The 16,766-nt window shown below is 66.6% G+C and carries 9 protein-coding genes; 6 read left to right on the forward strand and 3 right to left on the reverse strand.

Features of this window, described 5'->3' with window-relative positions:
• Positions 1–127 precede the first annotated feature (127 nt).
• From ACFU5G_RS16285 to ACFU5G_RS16295, 3 genes are all read right to left on the reverse strand, one after another.
• Positions 128–520 carry an alpha-L-fucosidase gene (locus ACFU5G_RS16285; protein ID WP_377246616.1) on the reverse strand — a complete coding sequence of 131 codons (393 nt, stop codon included), beginning with the start codon at positions 518–520 and terminating at the stop codon, positions 128–130.
• A 718-nt stretch (positions 521–1,238) separates the two neighbouring features.
• On the reverse strand, positions 1,239–1,601 hold the full coding sequence (locus ACFU5G_RS16290) for a DUF3435 domain-containing protein (protein ID WP_377246664.1): 363 nt from the start codon (positions 1,599–1,601) through the stop codon (positions 1,239–1,241).
• A 188-nt stretch (positions 1,602–1,789) separates the two neighbouring features.
• On the reverse strand, positions 1,790–3,535 hold the full coding sequence (locus ACFU5G_RS16295) for a MucR family transcriptional regulator (RefSeq protein WP_377246619.1): 1,746 nt from the start codon (positions 3,533–3,535) through the stop codon (positions 1,790–1,792).
• A gap of 495 nt (positions 3,536–4,030) precedes the next feature.
• Here ACFU5G_RS16295 and ACFU5G_RS16300 point away from each other — a divergent pair, with 495 nt between their 5' ends.
• From ACFU5G_RS16300 to ACFU5G_RS16325, 6 genes are all read left to right on the forward strand, one after another.
• Positions 4,031–7,291 (forward strand): hypothetical protein, encoded by a 3,261-nt coding sequence (locus tag ACFU5G_RS16300; protein WP_377246622.1) that lies wholly within the window; start codon positions 4,031–4,033, stop codon positions 7,289–7,291.
• Positions 7,292–7,350: 59 nt separating this feature from the next.
• Entirely contained in the window at positions 7,351–14,892 is a 7,542-nt protein-coding gene (locus ACFU5G_RS16305) for an RHS repeat-associated core domain-containing protein (protein ID WP_377246625.1), read from the forward strand.
• Positions 14,885–15,442, forward strand: coding sequence for a hypothetical protein (locus ACFU5G_RS16310; RefSeq protein WP_377246628.1), 558 nt, complete (start codon positions 14,885–14,887; stop codon positions 15,440–15,442). The genes ACFU5G_RS16305 and ACFU5G_RS16310 overlap by 8 nt, the downstream gene beginning before the upstream one ends.
• 100 nt (positions 15,443–15,542) lie before the next feature.
• Positions 15,543–16,013 (forward strand): hypothetical protein, encoded by a 471-nt coding sequence (locus ACFU5G_RS16315; RefSeq protein ID WP_377246631.1) that lies wholly within the window; start codon positions 15,543–15,545, stop codon positions 16,011–16,013.
• 161 nt (positions 16,014–16,174) lie between these two features.
• Positions 16,175–16,426: a hypothetical protein gene (locus ACFU5G_RS16320; protein ID WP_377246634.1), complete on the forward strand. Its 252-nt coding sequence runs from the start codon at positions 16,175–16,177 to the stop codon at positions 16,424–16,426.
• The gene (locus ACFU5G_RS16325; protein WP_377246637.1) at positions 16,417–16,608 is read left to right on the forward strand and encodes a hypothetical protein; all 192 of its coding nucleotides are present in this window, start codon (positions 16,417–16,419) and stop codon (positions 16,606–16,608) included. Before ACFU5G_RS16320 ends, ACFU5G_RS16325 begins: the two co-directional genes overlap by 10 nt.
• Positions 16,609–16,766: the final 158 nt, after the last annotated feature.

Here is a 16,766-nt window from a genome sequence, read left to right on the forward strand (position 1 = left end):
ACTGATGTGAACCACGATGTTCAGCTCCTTCGCGCGAAGTGAGGTCGCCCGTCGTTGGGCGTCAGACATCCTGGGACGCCCAACGACGGGCCGTCGGCGAACGGACAAATGCGGTCAACAGCGCCGTCTACGGCGCGGGCAGCGGCAGCACGACCAGATCATCGGCGGCCGGGCCCGAGAAGCTGACGGCCGGTTGGTCGGTGATGACGACGATGCGTCCGCCTGACCGCCAGGCCCGCCACCACACGTCCTCGGGCGCGTCCACGGTCAGCTCGTCGGAGGTGAGCGGGCGCCGGGAGCCCGTCCAGGGCTTGACCTCACGTATCCAAGGACCGAACCCCTCCAACGTGCGGCGCTGAGGCTCCGGGATCAGGCCCGACGCCGTGGGCCCGACGTTGAGCAGCAGGCGTCCACCTCGCGCGACCACGTCCGCGTAGAGCATGGCCAGGCTGCGCGCCGAGAGGGTGAGCTCGGCGTCTTCGATCTGGTTATGCCCGAACGAGGAGCCGCTTCGTGACACAGTTGCTCGCTTCGGGGCCGGGTCCGTGTGCACCGAGCGCTCTGAGGGGTGCTCCAGGAGCGTGAGCGGCGGATCGCAACCCTGCAGGTCACGTAGCCCTCGCGAGTAGGTGAGGGCGTGACGATACCTGCCAAGTCCTCCTCCGGACTCGTCACTCCTCAGGCCTGAGGTGACTAGCACCAATGTTCGTTGACAGGTCTGGCGCTGGCGCGTGCTAGGCGCTGGCGTGCGTTGCGGACGGGAGACGGCGGCCATGACTGGCGAGGAGAGGTTCTGCGAGTGTGGTGCGGAGCTGGCGGCGTACCTGGGAGTTGAGGGCCAGTTGGGCGGCCGTTCCGGAGGCGTGTCCCCGCCCCAGCTTGGCCCATGCTGTGCCAGCGGTGGCGGGTTTTCGTTCCGCGAGGGGTGCTGCTCTGAAGGTCGCTGCGTCGCGTTGGGGGCCCGAGAGCGCATGAAAGGCCGTTTCTCGAATGGGAAACGGCCTTTCGTGGACAGCAACCCGGAATGAATTCGGCACGGTTGTGCCTACTGTCCGGAGCCAATGGTAGGCGGTTGACCAGTGTTCCTGATCCACGCCACGCTCCGCAGGGTGTCGCCGTGTTGCGGCTTCCAGCCAGACGGCACACTGTCCCGACGGGGTGGCAGGTAGGCCTCAAATGTGGGACTGCGACGTGATCGGGTTACTTGATAGGTCGGTGGCCGAAGCTGTGTCAGAGGGTTACGGGCTCGGAGCAGCGGGTGTGAGTGTTTCGAGGATGGTGGCGGTGCGGGTGTCGATGTTCGTGTCGGTTTCGATGTAGTGCTTCTTCGTGATCTCCGAGCTGGTGTGCCCCAGAAGTTGGGCGGCGAGGTCGGCGCCGGCGGCCCGGTTGATGGTGGTCGCCACGGTGCGTCGGAAGGAGTGTGGTGTCACTCCGGTGATGCCTGCTGTGGCGAGGACGTCGCGTAGGCGCCGGCGGATGTTGTTCGTCGTCAACGGCGTCCCGTTCCTCGTGCGGAACACGAGCATGTCGGAGGGTTGGCCGGCGAGGTCGACCATACGGTCACGCAACGCGGTGGCGGTGTAGGTCGGGATCGCGATGGCGGCGTGCTCCTGGTCGTGGCTGCCCTGGCCTGCGGGTCTGCGTGCGCGAGGCTACGATCGGTGACGATCCAGCAGGGTGTGCTATCCATTGGGCGCTGAGGCACGAGAGATCGCATCCGCACCTGTTCGATCTTGGCTGCTCCATGAGCCTGCAGTAGTCGAACGGGTCCTGGTGGACCCCCTCGCTACCAGGCGGGATCGATCCTCGAAAGTTCGATCATTGCGCGTGTGGTGACGTCGTTGTCGCGGCGGCGGCGTTGTCGAACGAGCCAGGACTCGAGGCGCTCTGGGTGGGCCGGCTGCAGCGTGCCGGTCTCGGCTTGCAGCGTGCGTGCGAGATCGAGTAGCCCGATCTCTTCCGCGGTGAGCTTGCGCGGCATCGTCGGGATGTCGTCGCGCTTGGCGATCCACTTGCGCAGTAGTGCGGGTGAGACGCCCAGGTGGGTCGCGACGCCGTCCCAAGCGCTGTTGTGTTCGATCGCCCAGCTAATCGCGTCGTCCCATGTTGTCCAGCCCACGGCCTGGAGCCGGGTTTGCCATCGAGCGGCCGCGGCGCTCTCGACCTGTTCCGTGCGCCGGGGTGTGTTCCGTCCAGGTGTGGGGATGCCGTGTCGCCGACGGAACGTGGCTGCGGGTCCTTGACCGAGGCCGACGAGTTCGCCGAACTCGACGTCGTTCAGGTGGCGTGTCTGCTCGAGCAGGCCTGCCAGGTCGGTGAAACCCAGCGTGACTGCGGTGGCCTGCATGGCTGTGTCCGCGTGGTGGTGTCGTGCATTGTGCTTGCGTCGCGGGATCGTGATCCCTGCGGCGCGTGCCTGGGCTTGGGCCATCCGCCAGGACGCGCCCATCCGTGCACCGACTTCGGGCCAGCCGACGTCGTCGCTGACCGCCCAGTGCGCTGCTTCCTGCCAGCTGGTCCAGCCGGCAAGCCCGAGTCGTTCCGCCCACATCTGCGCGGTACTGGCGGCCCGGGCGGCATCGACTGCGGGGGAGTCCAGCGCGGACGGGCCGACCCGGTGTTTGGTCTGATATTCCTGGGTGGTCATGTGGTGCACCTGGCGGAGGTGCGCTTTGAGGGTGCGGAACACGGACCCGCACTCCTGGCAAGCCACCAGGTCGACACCCGCGTTGCGAGCAGCGCGTCGCTGTGAACGGAAGAGTTGCTCGGAGTGTCGCTGGCACAGGCCTCGGGTGACGGCCACGGACTCGCATTCCTCGCGGGTGCAGACCGGTTCACGTTCACCGTGGCGCAGATGCCAGTCGGGGTCGATCTCGTCGAGCCGGTCGTGCACCGTCGAACGGGGTCGCCCGCTTGCCAGGGCACGCCGCTGAACCGACAGCCAGCGTCCGAGGTCACGCTGGTCAGGGATCCACCACAACGGCCCGTGCTCGGCGACATACTGGCTGACCAGGTCGAGCATCCGTTGCTGATGAGGCGTGATGCGTCGGCGGGCGCGCACGCCCTGCTTCTTGGCGGTCGCCCGCAGATGTGTCGGGCTGACACCGATCGCTTGCGCGACCTCGGCCCAGCCGACGTTGCGCTCGGCCGCCCAGGCGGACGCGTCGTCCAGCGTCTCGCACCCGATGACGGCAAGCCGATCGCGCCACCACCGGGCCGAGCGCTCCATGTGTGACCGGCCGACCCGCTGTGTCGCGTGCGGGTCCCGCGGCTGTCTGGTGTTCTCCGGGCGGGCACGGAACCCTACCGACAGCAGTAGGCCGCGTTGTTCAGGGTCGCGCATGCGCCGTGCGCCGATCTCCTGGCGCCACTCCTGCAGGTCCCGACCGATCAGAGGGTCCGACTTCAGCAGGCCGTGTGTTGCCCGGTACTCGTCGGCCGTGATCCCGTGCGCTGGCAGCACATGGTTCGCGACCGAGACGAACCACCTGCTGCATTCTGCGCACTGCACCTTGTCCTGCGCCCGAGGCACCCGCACAACGCCCCGCCCTTCTGCTACGTCTCGTGGTTGAGGAGCCTAACCATCGCCTGTGCCGGCTTCCGCTGGCCTCATGTCACCGGGTTGGGATTCTCAACCGGCCTCAGGGGGAGGACCGCCCATGACGAGGCGACCCTGTCACGCGCCGCTGGAGCGCGAGTGGTTGGTGGTGCCGAACGCATCTTCGACGTGGGCGCCGGGGATGCTCTGGGGCTCATAGGAAGGTCCCGGACGAGCGAGTACTGAGCGCATCACGAGCACGCGAACAGCTGATCCACGTGCCGATCCACGCGGTACTCCCGACCTGGTGGGAAGCGCGGGCGGCCACGCCCTCCGGGTGCGCGGTGGATGCGGTGCGGGTGATCTTTGGAAGAATCACCCGCTGCGCGGCCGGATTTGGTCATGGTTGCCCCTGGCTACGCCTTATGTTCCTCCAGGTCTGTTTTGCGGTGCTATCCGGCGCTGCGTCCGTGAGGGGAAGGCGTGGCCATGGTGGTGCGGCTCGGCGCTGGTGGCAGCGATCTGGTTGCAGGGGTAGTTGCGGTCACGTTGGCGGCGGGAGGAACGCTCGCTGTCGAAACGGTCCGTGCGGAGAGCGAGGTCGTGACGGACTGCTCCGTGTCCTCGGCGCGTTTCGAGCCGGAGGCCTTCGCGCTGGCTGAGGCGTGCGGCAAGGACATCGAGATCGAGGCACTGCGCACGGTCTACGACACCTTCTGGGCCACGCCGCGGCAGACCATTCGCGCTGACGCGTCCTCCGGGGCCGTGCGCACCGACCTTTCCGGCGATTGGAAGGCAACCGACGCCTCGGTGAGCCTGGATGGGGCCGGGGTGCCGCAGGTGGCCGCGCCTGTCTACGACATGGATCTGACCGGCCAGACCAGTGATGGCGGCCCGTTCATGACGATGCGCGCCGACAGCCTCGCTCTCTCGATGGGCTTGCCCGAGGGCCTGGGCCTGGGCGCGCCGGAGATCGATGCGACGGATGCATCGATCGTCACCTATCCGGTTCACGTCTCGGGCGGCGACGAGATCGACGGTGCCGACCTGGTACTGACGATCCACCCTGATGCCACCGGCTACACGCCGGTTCTCCGGATCGCGGACGCGGCTGCGGGCGAGGCACTGATCGCGGCTGCGGGTGACGAGGGTCTTGGCTTCGTCGTCGACGTCTCGGGCGGGCTCGAGCTCACGGACCAGCAGCCCGAGATCGAAGGCATGGCACCTGACCCGGTACCGGCTGACGGCACTCCCGATGGTGCCTGGGAGGATCCGACCGTCGGCGGCGAAGACGCTGCCGCCGACGCGGAGGACTCTGCTCCTTCCGCGAAGTCGCTTGCCGAACCGGCTTCCGAGGCTGGTGCCGAGGAGGAGCCCGTCGAGGGGTTTTACGCGGTCGACCCTGCTGGGACGCTGACGTTCACGGGCGCGCCTGCCTGGCAGTGGGACTCGGAGACGGCGTCCGCCCGGGCGGGCTCTGCGTCGGCGTCGCGGACAGCGGCGGATGGTGCGGCAAGCATGGACGGTGCCGGGGCGGCCTCGGTCGAGGTCGCGCAGGCCGATGGCCGTGCGGTTGCCCTGGAGACCGTCATCGCGGAGGACGGTCGTAGCGCCGTGATCCGAGCTGACGAGGACATGGTCACGGATCCGAGTGGGAGCTACCCGGTCTTCGTCGACCCGGCGGTGTCCGGTAGCCGCAGCGCGTGGACGTCGCTGAAAGCGGCGTGGCCCACGAGCACGGGGGGCTGGAAGTACTCCGGGTCGTCCGGTGTGGGGTACTGCAACGTCAACCTGGACCTGGTGTGTCAGCGTTCGGGCTACCAGCGTCTGGTCTGGCAGTTCAGCGGGATGTCGTTCGTGGGTGGCCTCTCCTCTGCTGATGTCATCAGTGCCTCGTTCCGGGCCTATGGCACGCACTCGTACAACTGCACGAAGACGACGATGTATCTGTACCGGACGCCCAGCATCAATTCGTCGACGAACTGGTCGAACCATGCCGGCACGTGGGACTCGTCGTACCACATCAGCAACGCGAGCGATGCCTACTACTCCTCGGCGTGCGGTGGTCCGCACTGGACGGAGTGGAACGCGACCGAGGTCGGCAAGCTGATGGCGACGAACGGCTGGTCGGGGATCCACCTCGGCCTGCGTGGCGATGCAGTGTCCGACATGGCGACGTGGAAGAAGCTGCGGTACGACGCGCGGTTCTCTGTCGAGTACAACCGGGCGCCGGCCTCTCCGTTCAACTATCAGACGATCGTCGATTCGGCGAACATCGGGTGCAGCACGAACGAGTCGTCGCCGAAGATCTCCCGATGGCTGCGTCCGTCGCTGTCGGTTGTCGGCAAGGACCCGGACAAGCAGCAGGTGAGTGTCCAGTTCGTCGTGGTGAAGAACTCGAACAACGAGCGGGTGTGGGAGTCCGACTGGCGACCGTGGCAGTCCCCGGGGACCAGTGGTGTCCGGTTCACGATGCGCGTGCCGGAGGGTGAGGAGCTCGACAACGGTGGCTCGTACCGGTGGCGCGCGCAGATCAAGGACTCGAGCGGACGCATGGTCGGGTACGAAGACACACCGGCGTGCTACTTCCGTGTGGACATCTCGGCACCCGCGGAAGCGAAGATCACTCCGCTGCGTGACCACCCCGACGCCCAGGCTTTCTACGAGGAGGGCCAGGAACGCGGTGGTCTGGGCCTGAAGGGTTGCTTTGAGATCTACGCGCCGTCGACGGACTCGAAGAAGATCTGGTGGGGGTACGCGACCCGGATCACCACGCACGAGATCGTTCTCGACTCAACCCGGACCGAGCAAATCTGCTTCGCTCCTGGCGGGACCGGACCGAAGTTCTTGTACGTCAAGGTCGCGGACTCGGCCGGCCTGACCTCGGAGACCGAGTACGAGTTCGACGTCGCCACCGCGCGTGAGGACGGCGTGTGGACGTTCGACAACCCGGATGACCCCGGTCAGGACACGGCCGTCTTCGACGCTGACCGCAACGAGTTTCTCTCGGCGGGGCAGCTGAACATCTCGACCGATTCCACGTACGGGCCGGGGCCGCACCAGGAGTTCGGCGCGCGTGACGGGGACTTCGCCTTGAGGACACGGACCGGCAAGATCGCGTGGACGGATGCGCCGGTGGTGGACACCGGTACGTCGTTCGTGGTCTCCGCGCACGTCAAGCTCGACGAGGGCACGGACCCCACCGGTTGGTACACCGCGCTGTCCCAGGAGGGGCCGTTGTACAACGGATTCCGGCTGGGGTACCGGCCGACCTCGTGCCCGACCACTGATGGTGCGTGCTGGTCGTTCGGCGTCAATCGCGAGGTGGGGTCGAACACCACGACCTACGCGATGTCGACGGTGCCAGTGAAGTTCGGCCAATGGGTGCACCTGCTGGGTGAGTACGACAAGCCCGAGGGCAAGTTGCACCTGTACGTGTGTGACGCCGGGACCCCCGAGGAGCCCGCGGTGGGTGAGCCCATCCTCGCGGAGGCGAGCATGACGGCGAACCTTCCGCAGACACCTGGGCGTTTCGTGATCGGGCGTGGGTTCATCGGTGGCGCCGCGTCGAACTACTGGACCGGGCATGTCGACAACGTCCGCGTGTTCCGCGGCGAGGTCCTGGCCGCGGCCAAGATCCGACGGCTCTGTCAGGGTGCCGAGGCGTCGTCGTACGTGGGTGGCAATGGTGTGGATGACGTCGACCCGACGTGGGGCGACGACGCCGGCGAGAACGAGGCTGCTCAGTGAGCGGCCGGCGTGAAGGTCAGGGGCACGGAACCAGTGGGCGGACTTCGGTGAGGACGAGCATGGGCAGGTACGAGGGCGCGGCACGGTCGCGCTTGACGACGGCGGGCGTGAGCCTGGTCGCCGGTGTCCTGGTGACGCTGCTGGGTGCCGACCCGGCGACAGCTGCGCCCGCGATCGGGCAGATCGTCGCGGTGGAGGTGGCTGCCGAGTCCGAGGTCGACGCCCTGGAGGCGCGAGCGACCAACTTCGACAACGCCGATCGCACGGTCGAGGAGCAGGTCACCGCCGAGGACCTGACTGCGGAGCCGTGGGAGCCCCTGCCGGGCCCGTCGGAGGCACCTGAGGAGGTGCTCCCGGAGGCACCGTCGGCCCCGGTCGCGGACGCCCCGGGAGGTGAGGGTGCGACCGAACCCAGCGAGGACGTCCCAGCCGAGGCGACGGGGCTTTCCGCAAGCACCGTGCAGTCGTTCGCCGAGCCGGCCGACGCCGGTGAGTCCGAGCCGACCACGGTGGACCTGGCTGAAGGCAGCCAGGAGGTGGAGGCGGACGGCGTCACGATCACCGTCACTCCGGACGAGGACCAGGACCATGGGCTGATCGGGATCAGCACTGAGCGGACCGACACCGCCGACGGTGCGCCGGGCATGCTCATGCAGATCGAGCCGATCGAGGCACCTGCGGCTAAGTCGGCCACGGCAGCAGAACCTGAATCGGTCGAGATCGAGGTGTCCTACGCGGATATCGCCGACGCTGCGCAGACGCCGGGTGGCGACTGGGCGTCGCGGCTGACCCTTGCCCAGGTGTCGGACTGTGACGACGCGTCGGACTGCGCGGCTGCCCCGATGGAGGGTGTGGTCAATGACGCCGAGGGTCAGACGATCACCGCGCCCGTCGACCTTTCCGCCGGCGAGCCGACCACGCTGATGATGATGGCGTCCGGCTCCGGTGGTAGCGGCGACTGGGGAGCGACGTCGCTCGCACCGGCCGCGTCGTGGGGTGTGGGTGGGAACACCGGTGCCTTCACGTGGTCCTACCCGATGAAGATGCCGCAGGTCACCGGGCCTGGCCCGCAGCTGGACCTGTCCTACAACTCGGCAGCGTCGGACGGTCGGGTCGCCTCGACGAACAACCAGACCAGTGCGGTGGGTGAGGGCTGGTCCCTGACCGAGTCCTACATCGAGCGCACGTTCGTGCCCTGCGCGGACGACCAGGAGGGTTCGGCGAACAACGCCGACCACACCACCGGTGACATGTGCGTCGGTGAGGACAACGCGACGATGGTCCTGAACGGGTCGGCCGTCGACCTGGTCAAGACCTCGTCCGGCTGGATGCCCAAGCGCGTCGACGGCACCAAGGTCGAGCGCAAGACCGGCGCCGACAACGGCGACAACGAGGGCGAGTACTGGCTCGTCACCACCGCCGAGGGCACGGACTACACGTTCGGGCGCGGCAAGCGAGCCTCGGACGGACTGGCCACCGGTAGTTCCTGGACCATGCCGGTGTACGGCAACCACTCCGGTGAGGCCGGCTACAAAGCGCCGTCGGACGGCGGTTTCGCGGCCTCACGAACGACTCAGACCTACCGCTGGATGCTCGACTACGTCGAGGAACCGACCGGCGGCACGATGACGTACGTCTACTCCAAGGAAACCCGCAAGTACACGTACAACCTGGACGACGGAGCGGCCTCGTACACGGCCGGCGGTTACCTCTCCCGGATCCTGTACGGCACCCGCGTCGGCGCCGAGTCGGGCAGCGCACCGGTGCGCATCGACCTGGAGTACGCCACCCGGTGCGTCCCCGGCTCCGGCGTGAACTGCGACGCCGGACGCGTCAAGCAGAACCTGGCCGCCTGGCCGGACGTCCCGGGTGACCTGGTCTGCTACAAGACCGCGACCTCGTGCGGGATCGATGCGATCTCACCGTCGTTCTACACGCTCTACCGCCTCGACCGAGTCGTGACCCGGGTGCTCGACGGCACCGCGTACAAGCCCGTCGACTCATGGAAGCTCAACCAGTCGTTCGTCCAGCCGGGCGACGGATCCCTCGGGGACGGCTCGGGCAAGGTGATGTGGCTCGGGTCGATCCAGCACACCGGGCACGGCGGGACGACGGCGCTGTCGGACGACCTGTCGAACAACCCGGTGAAGTTCAGCCGCGAGATGATGCCCAACCGCATCGACTCCGACACGGACGGTCTGCCGCCGATGTACCGGCCCCGGATGACCGGGGTCCGTACCGAGTCCGGGGCGCTGATCACCCCCCACTACAGCACGGAGTGCGGGCCCGGGGACGTGCCCAGGGGATCGGAATCCGCGATCTCAGGGAACACCCAGCTGTGCTTCCCGGTCGACTGGCAGGGCGAGGACCTGCCGACGGACTGGTTCCACAAGTACGTGGTCGACATGGTGACGCAGAACGGTGCCTCGATCTCTGGGACGAACGAGATCGTCACCGGCTCGGGCGAGCTCACCACGAAGTACGCCTATTCGGGCGGGGCAAAGTGGGTCAAGCCGACCGGGCCGCTGACCAAGAAGGACGAGGTCACCTGGTCGGAGTTCCGCGGCTACCGCACCGTGGTCACCACCGAGGGTGAGGGCTCGCAGGCGTCGTCGACGACCACGCGCTACCTGCGCGGTCTCGACACCGGTGGTGACTTCGAGGTAGGGCCGACCGGGTACCGCACCACCGTGACGGACCACGAGGCACACGCCGGCACCGCGGTCGAGGAGACCACGCACAACGGCGGCACCGGAGACGGCGCCGTGTCGTGGGGTGTGACGGCGCCGAAGGCGCCGGTGGTCGCCGCAACCGGAACCGACGGCACCAAGGTCACGCGGCAGGCCGGGACGTCCGTGTTCGGGTACGAGATGAACGCCGCGGGGAACGTGGCTACCCGCACCCGGTCCGCTACGTGGACCGACGCTAACGGCCAGGTGGAGCGGGCCGAGGACCTCGGCGACGCGGCAACTGCCACCGATGACACGTGCTCTGTGCTCACCTATGCCCATACCGCGAGCACTGTGCTGGCCGAGGCGAACATGTTGGGCCTGGTCTCCCGCGCTCAGACTTATGCGGCGTCGTGCGCCAAAGTGGATGCCGGTGAGGTGTCTCGCCCCGGTGACGTGATCAGCGACCAGGTCACGACCTACAACGACCTCGGAATGGCGACATCCGTGCGCGGCCTGGACCCGAAGCTGGACCGGGCCACAGCCACGGTCGGCAACGGCTCCGGCACTGGATACGTCACGACCCAGACGCTGGGCTACGACGCCTACGGGCGCGTGACCAGCGTCAAGGACATCACCGGTGCCGAGACGAGCACCGAGTACACACCTGCCGCCGCGGTGATCCCCACGACGGTCAAGACGACCACGCCCGATCCAGACGGCAGCGGCCCGAAGGCGACCATGTCGTCCTCGGTGACGTTCAACAAGGTCACCGGGCTCATGACGTCGAGCGAGGACGCCAACGGGCAGTCGACCACCGGGACGTACGACGCCCTCGGTCGGATGCGGACCGTCGTCTACCCGGAGCACGCCGGCCTTTCGCTCCCCTCGGTCGCGTACGAATACACCACGCGGACCAACGGCCTGAACGTGGTGCTGACCCGCACGCTCGGCGCGGACAGCGACGACAAGCCGGTCCAGCACGCCACCGCGGAGTTCTACGACGGCCTGATGCGGGTCTTCCAGACCCAGGACGAGGTCCTCGACACCGGCGAGAAGCGGCAGGACAACGCTGCGACCCGAGGACGTCGGGTCACGCAGGTGTTCTATGACACGGCCGGGCGGGTGTGGAAGGAGTCCGGCACCCAGTACGCCACGGGAGTCGTGTCGAACAAGCCGGTCCAGCCGACGCTGGTCGCACCCTCGGCCACGGTCTACTCGTACGACCGTGCCGGTCGCGTGGTCGACCAGATCTTCTACCGGGGGCTGGAGGACAACCACCTCAACGAGGAGTCCCGTACGGTCACGCGGTACGACGCCCCGTACACCACGGTCGTTCCGCCGGACGGCGGCACCGCCACGACGACCATGACCGACGGCCGTGGCCGGACCACCGCGCTCTGGGAGCACAAGAACCGCCCGACCGTGTCCTCCGACCTTGCGGACGGTCACTGGTACGAGCCGTCGACGCTGCCCGGCTTCAACCCGAGGAGCGAGGCCGCGTCGTCGTACCAGGCGACGACCTACGCGTTCGACCGCTTCGGCCAGCTCACCTCGATGAAGGACCCGGCCGACAACACCTGGATGTACGGGTACGACTTCGGCGGACGCCAGATCAAGGCCACAGATCCGGACGCCGGGACGACGACGACCGAGTACGACCAGGTGGGACAGGTCTCTCGCACCGTCAACGGGAACGGCAACGCGTCCGGTGCGAGCGACGCGGTCAAGAAGGCCAACACGCTCGTCTACTCCTACGACAACCTCGGACGTTCGACCCAGGTCGCGGACGGCGCCGGCACGGTGCGCTCGTCGTGGACCTACGACGACGCCCCGGGGCCGGGCGGAAGCCCTGCTCTCGGTCTGGCGTCCAGCTCGACCCGGATCCAGGACGGCAAGTCGTACACGACGAAGGTCGACGCCTACGACACCGCTTACCGTCCGACGTCGACCACTATGGTGCTGCCGGACGACCTACCGGGGCTGACCGGGCTGTACGAGCGTGAGTTCACGACGTCGTACGAGTACCGGCTGGATGGGTCGGTGCGGCAGCAGGTGCTGCCCGGTGTGACCGCGACCGTGGAGGGCGCATCGACTGCTGGCGCTCTGGTACTGGGCGCGGAGCACGTGACCACGTTCTACGACGATGCCGGCATGCCGGTGTGGATGGGCGGCGGGTTCGGCTGGGGCACGTACGTGGCGGACTCGCAGTTCACCGCCGACGGCAAGCCGCTGGCGATGGACCTGGGCAACACCTACGGCGCCGTCGTCACCTACGACTGGGACTACGCCTCGGGCCGGCTCGACGGGATCAACCTCGACAGAGAGCGGTTCTCCGGCCGGGACGTCGCCATGACCTATGGGTATGACGACGCGGGCAACGTGCGCTCGATCAGTAACAAGCCTGCTGTCGGGGACGGCACGAACCCGCGGGCCAACGACGACAACCAGTGCTTCGACCTCGACGGCCTGGGCAGGCTGGTGGGGGCCTGGACCGACGTCGACGGCACGTGCGCCGCGTCGGTCGGTGCGGTCACCCCGGCCGATGTCGGCACCCCGGACAACAGCGCGGCCCCGTACTGGCACGAGTACTCCTACGACGCGCTCGGTAACCGCAGGTCGCTCACCGAGCACCTGCTCGACGGTGGCACCAACGTCGTGCGGACGAACTATCAGCACGCCGGGGGTGGCGCCGGGCCGCACCAGGTGACCTCGATGACCCAGCAGACGGGTCCCTCAGCGACGATCGACAGCGCACCCCACAAGACCGTGGCTGGATTCACCTACGACACTGCGGGCAACCAGACCACGCGGAACTTCTCCGACCCGGTCGACACGTCCGACCCCGGTCAGGTGGAGGACGACCTGGACGGTGATGGGGCCGTGGAGACGACCCAGCTGCTGGGCTGGAACGGTGAGGGCGAGCTGGCCACGGTCGCGACGAGCGGCGAGGGTACCGAGGGGGAGAACACCACCGAGGCCGGTGAGGCGTCGTACGTGTACTCCGCCGAGGGTGAGCGGATCACCCGCACTGATGCCTCGGGCACGACCGTGTACCTGCCCGGTGGGCAGGAGGTGCATGTCGATCCTGCCGGTGTGGTGGCGGCGACGCGGTATTACAGCTTCGCCGGTCAGACCGTCGCGGTGCGCGACGGTCGGGGGCTTGGTGGTGTCACCTCGTTGGTCTGTGACCAGCAGGGCACTCCTGTGGCTGCTGTGCCCAACACGGTGTGGACGCGGGACTCGGTCACGCGGCTGTACACCGACCCGTTCGGTGGCGACCGCACTCCGGCGACGGCCGACCCGGACACCGGGGAGGAGCTGACCGGTGCCGAGAGACTGCCCGGTGACCGGCGATTCCTCGGCGCTGCGGGCGGTGTCGAGGACACGGGTACCGGGCTGGTGCTCCTGGGCGCCCGGTACTACGACCCGGTGATCGGGCGATTCCTGAGCGTGGACCCACAGCTCGACGCGGGGACGCCGGCGCAGTTCAACGCCTACGTGTACTCCGGGAACAACCCAGTGACGTACTCCGACCCGTCGGGCCTGTCGTGGCTCTCCAACATCGGCAACGGGATCAAGAAGGCCGGGTCGGCGGTCGGCGGGTTCGTCAAGAAGCACCAGGCCGCGATCATCGGCGGCGTGGCTGGCGTGGCTGTGTTCGCCGGGTGCATGGCGATCACAGCCGGAGCCGGGTCGATCGGCTGTGCTGTCGCTGCTGGCGCAGTCGGTGGTGCGGTCTCGAACCTGTGGCGCACCAAGGTGCAGAAGACAGAGCCGTTCAGCTGGAAGAGCTTCCTGGGCGAGACGGCGTTGGGTGCCGCTTCGGGGGCTATCGGAGGCGGGGCGCTGGGTGCGATCGCCGGCCGTATTGCGCCGACGGCTACTGCCGCGGCATCGAACGCGATCAGGTCCGTGACTAGTGCTGCTACTCAGCGTGCGACCCAGATGGCGGCCGCTGTCTCGCGGAGCAGGGCTACTGCAGCGGCAGCCGCGGCGCGACAGCGGATCACGAGTGCTGTGTCGAGCCTGAAGCAGCGCATTACAGGGGCGGGATGCTCGTTCGCGGGTTCTACGGGCGTACTGATGGCGGATGGCACTGTCAAGGCGATCGACCAAGTCGAGCTGGGCGACGAGGTGTTGGCGACCGATCCGGAGACGGGGGAGAAGGAAGCCAAGCGCGTCGAGGCTACTCATGGGCACGACGACGTGGTGCTCACGCTGGTGCTGACGACGTCGGCGGGTGAACGGCGGGAGATCCGGACCACGGAGGACCACCCATTCTGGTCGCAGACGGAACGCGAGTTCCAGCGTGCCGACGAGCTCGACCCGGGCGAGCTGGTACTCACCGCAGACGGTGGGACCATGGAGGTCCATGCTGTCCTGACCGAGGAGGTGGCGTTCGAGCCGGCCTGGAACCTGACGGTTCAGGGGCTGCACACCTATTCGGTGGTCGCGGCGGGCGCTGACATCGGAGCAGGAAGCACTCGTGGGCCGCCTGTTGCCGATGCGGTGCTCGTTCACAACTGCAGCCTGCTTCTGAACCGTGCGAATGCTCTCGCCAAAGAACTGCCCGGATGGAAGAATACGGTGGCGGTTGCGCGCGTTCAGCGTGTCGGCGACGACGGCGCGATTGTCACTCAAAACTGGGTCGCCACCAATCGGACACGGATTCACAAGAGTTGGGACGGCGAAGGGAACCCCCTGCATCAGAGTGAGATCTTTTTCGAGGGGAAGGGGCACGCGGAGGCAACTATTATGAATAACCTCGGCAAGGATTGGAAGATTGTTGAGATGGCATCGTCGACTCGAATTTGCCCAAATTGTATGGCGCAGGCGGTCGAGAAAAATCTACGAAAGGCGGTTTTCGGCGTCGGGTGGGGGTATTCAAGGACGGGAAATACGCGCTTTAGGGTTATGATCGGTGGCTAACGACATTCCAGGTCTCATGGCGGGGCTTTCCATACTCCGCATGGCGCCCATAATTTCTAGCTTTAGCAAGCGTGGATCGAATCGGTTGACACGCATTGCTGCGATTTCCTTGCGGGGAAACATGCCCGAGCGTTGGATGCATTTCCAGATGGCTAGAGTGGCCGCGATGGCCGCGCGTGAAGCCGAGGAAGGAAGTCCGCGTTACATGAGGATTTCTGCCGGTGAGGTGGCTGCACTGGCCTGCCTCCCGACGTTCAAATTCACCAGGAGCAGGATGGATGATGTCCGAAATCTGTCTCTGGAATTCTGGCAGACCTGTGACGACTTGATTGGTGCGTCTGGTCTTGAAGGAGAATTGGGCAGCTTGGACTTTCGACCGTCCCTCGAGTCTGTTGAATCGGGTATTCTCGACCGTGATCGAGTTGAGTTGGAAGCCGCGCGAGACCCAGGTCTTGAGTACACGGCGATGTGTAACGTCGTCGTGAACGACTACCCTAGACGTTCTGCCTTAGCGGGGGTGATTGCTCGGGCGGGCAATTGGGGATCGTGAGCCTATGGGCGTTTTTCAGCGGGTCGTGCACCCATTTGTTGACAGGGTGGGATTCGTTGGAGCGCTGAGTCTGTTCCGAATGACTCCTGTGATTCAGCGGGTGGACGGAACCCTGGCGACTGCGGTTTCTGCCTTCACTTCTGCCATATCTGCGCATGAGAGGGCTGAATATGATCAGGCTCTCGGCGAAATCGAAGAGTGCTCGACGAGGCTGGGCCCTTCGCAGGTGGTCTTCCTCGACAGGGAATACTATGTTCATACGGTGGCGATCTTGTGCGGTTATATAGCACATGCTCCGATCCCGGATCGCGCACGGCATATTCGAACGGTGGCCGCGGATTTCTGGGGCTCGCTCGATAGCTTGATCGAAAAAAGCGGCGGTGTGCCTGGTCTGGAACTTGATGACACTCTCGAGGGGATCGAGATGCGATGGCTTGATCGGGATTGGGAGGCATTTCAGGCTCCATCAGGGCTGTCACTGCTTTACAGTGCCAGAATAACTGCCATTGTCGGAACTTTTGCTATACGGGATCGGATTGCTGCCCACGCGGCCCGCGTGGCGGGTTGGTGATAGTGGGTCTGCCGAGTTGTTTATTTCTATACGGCTACACAAGATACTCAATTAGGCATCGCGGTCCAACTATCTGTGGTTGCGTCCGGAGTTCTCGCCGCAACGACTTTGGTGATCCCTGGTCGCGGTGGTCAGAATCTCTCTAGTGTCACGGAACAGGTATGTCGGACGAAGTTGTTCTCATCCTCAGTATTGTCATCAGTATCTCCCTCGCCGCCGTCGTGGCGAAGTGGCTCTTCCGGCGGACGGCAGCCAAGCGGTCCGGCTCCGGCGTCGTGCAGGTCATCGTCTGGGCGCGCTCCGGGAAGGCTCCCGGGCTGGCGCGGCAGAAGAAGTGGGTCAAGGCCAAGGTCAGCGTCGACGAGTCCGGCCGGCTGGTGTGGGTCAAGCCCGCAGTGATCCGTTGGCCCTGACCCTGCGTAGTCGGGAGCCCCGCCCGCGCAACAAGACCGACCTCTTCTTCCTTGACCCGGGTACTCCCGTCTGGGAGGCGGTCACGACCGACGGCCAGGAGCTCAGCATCGTCATCCCACAGGCCCGCGAGCACGCGTTCGCCGACCAGCTTCCAGTCATGGAGCCCGCACCGCAGGCGTAGACGGCGAACTGCTACCAGTCCCGGTCGACCGCCTCCGCTTGCCGTCCGCGATCCCCCAGGGCTATGCCCCAGCCTTGCATCTGGGCCAATCCCTGACCCGTGCACGGATCCACCCCAGCGATTCCTTCGCCGCGCATGGCATCAACGCAGCCGACGTC

It is taken from the genome of Promicromonospora sp. NPDC057488 (assembly GCF_042802395.1).
Classification (GTDB): domain Bacteria; phylum Actinomycetota; class Actinomycetes; order Actinomycetales; family Cellulomonadaceae; genus Promicromonospora.

What these genes read in the sequence shown, in the direction of transcription:
- ACFU5G_RS16320 (WP_377246634.1), top strand. Translation starts at nt 16,175, where the DNA reads ATGTCGGACGAAGTTGTTCTCATCCTCAGTATTGTCATCAGTATCTCC.
- ACFU5G_RS16305 (WP_377246625.1), top strand. Translation starts at nt 7,351, where the DNA reads ATGGGCAGGTACGAGGGCGCGGCACGGTCGCGCTTGACGACGGCGGGC.
- ACFU5G_RS16300 (WP_377246622.1), top strand. Translation starts at nt 4,031, where the DNA reads ATGGTGGTGCGGCTCGGCGCTGGTGGCAGCGATCTGGTTGCAGGGGTA.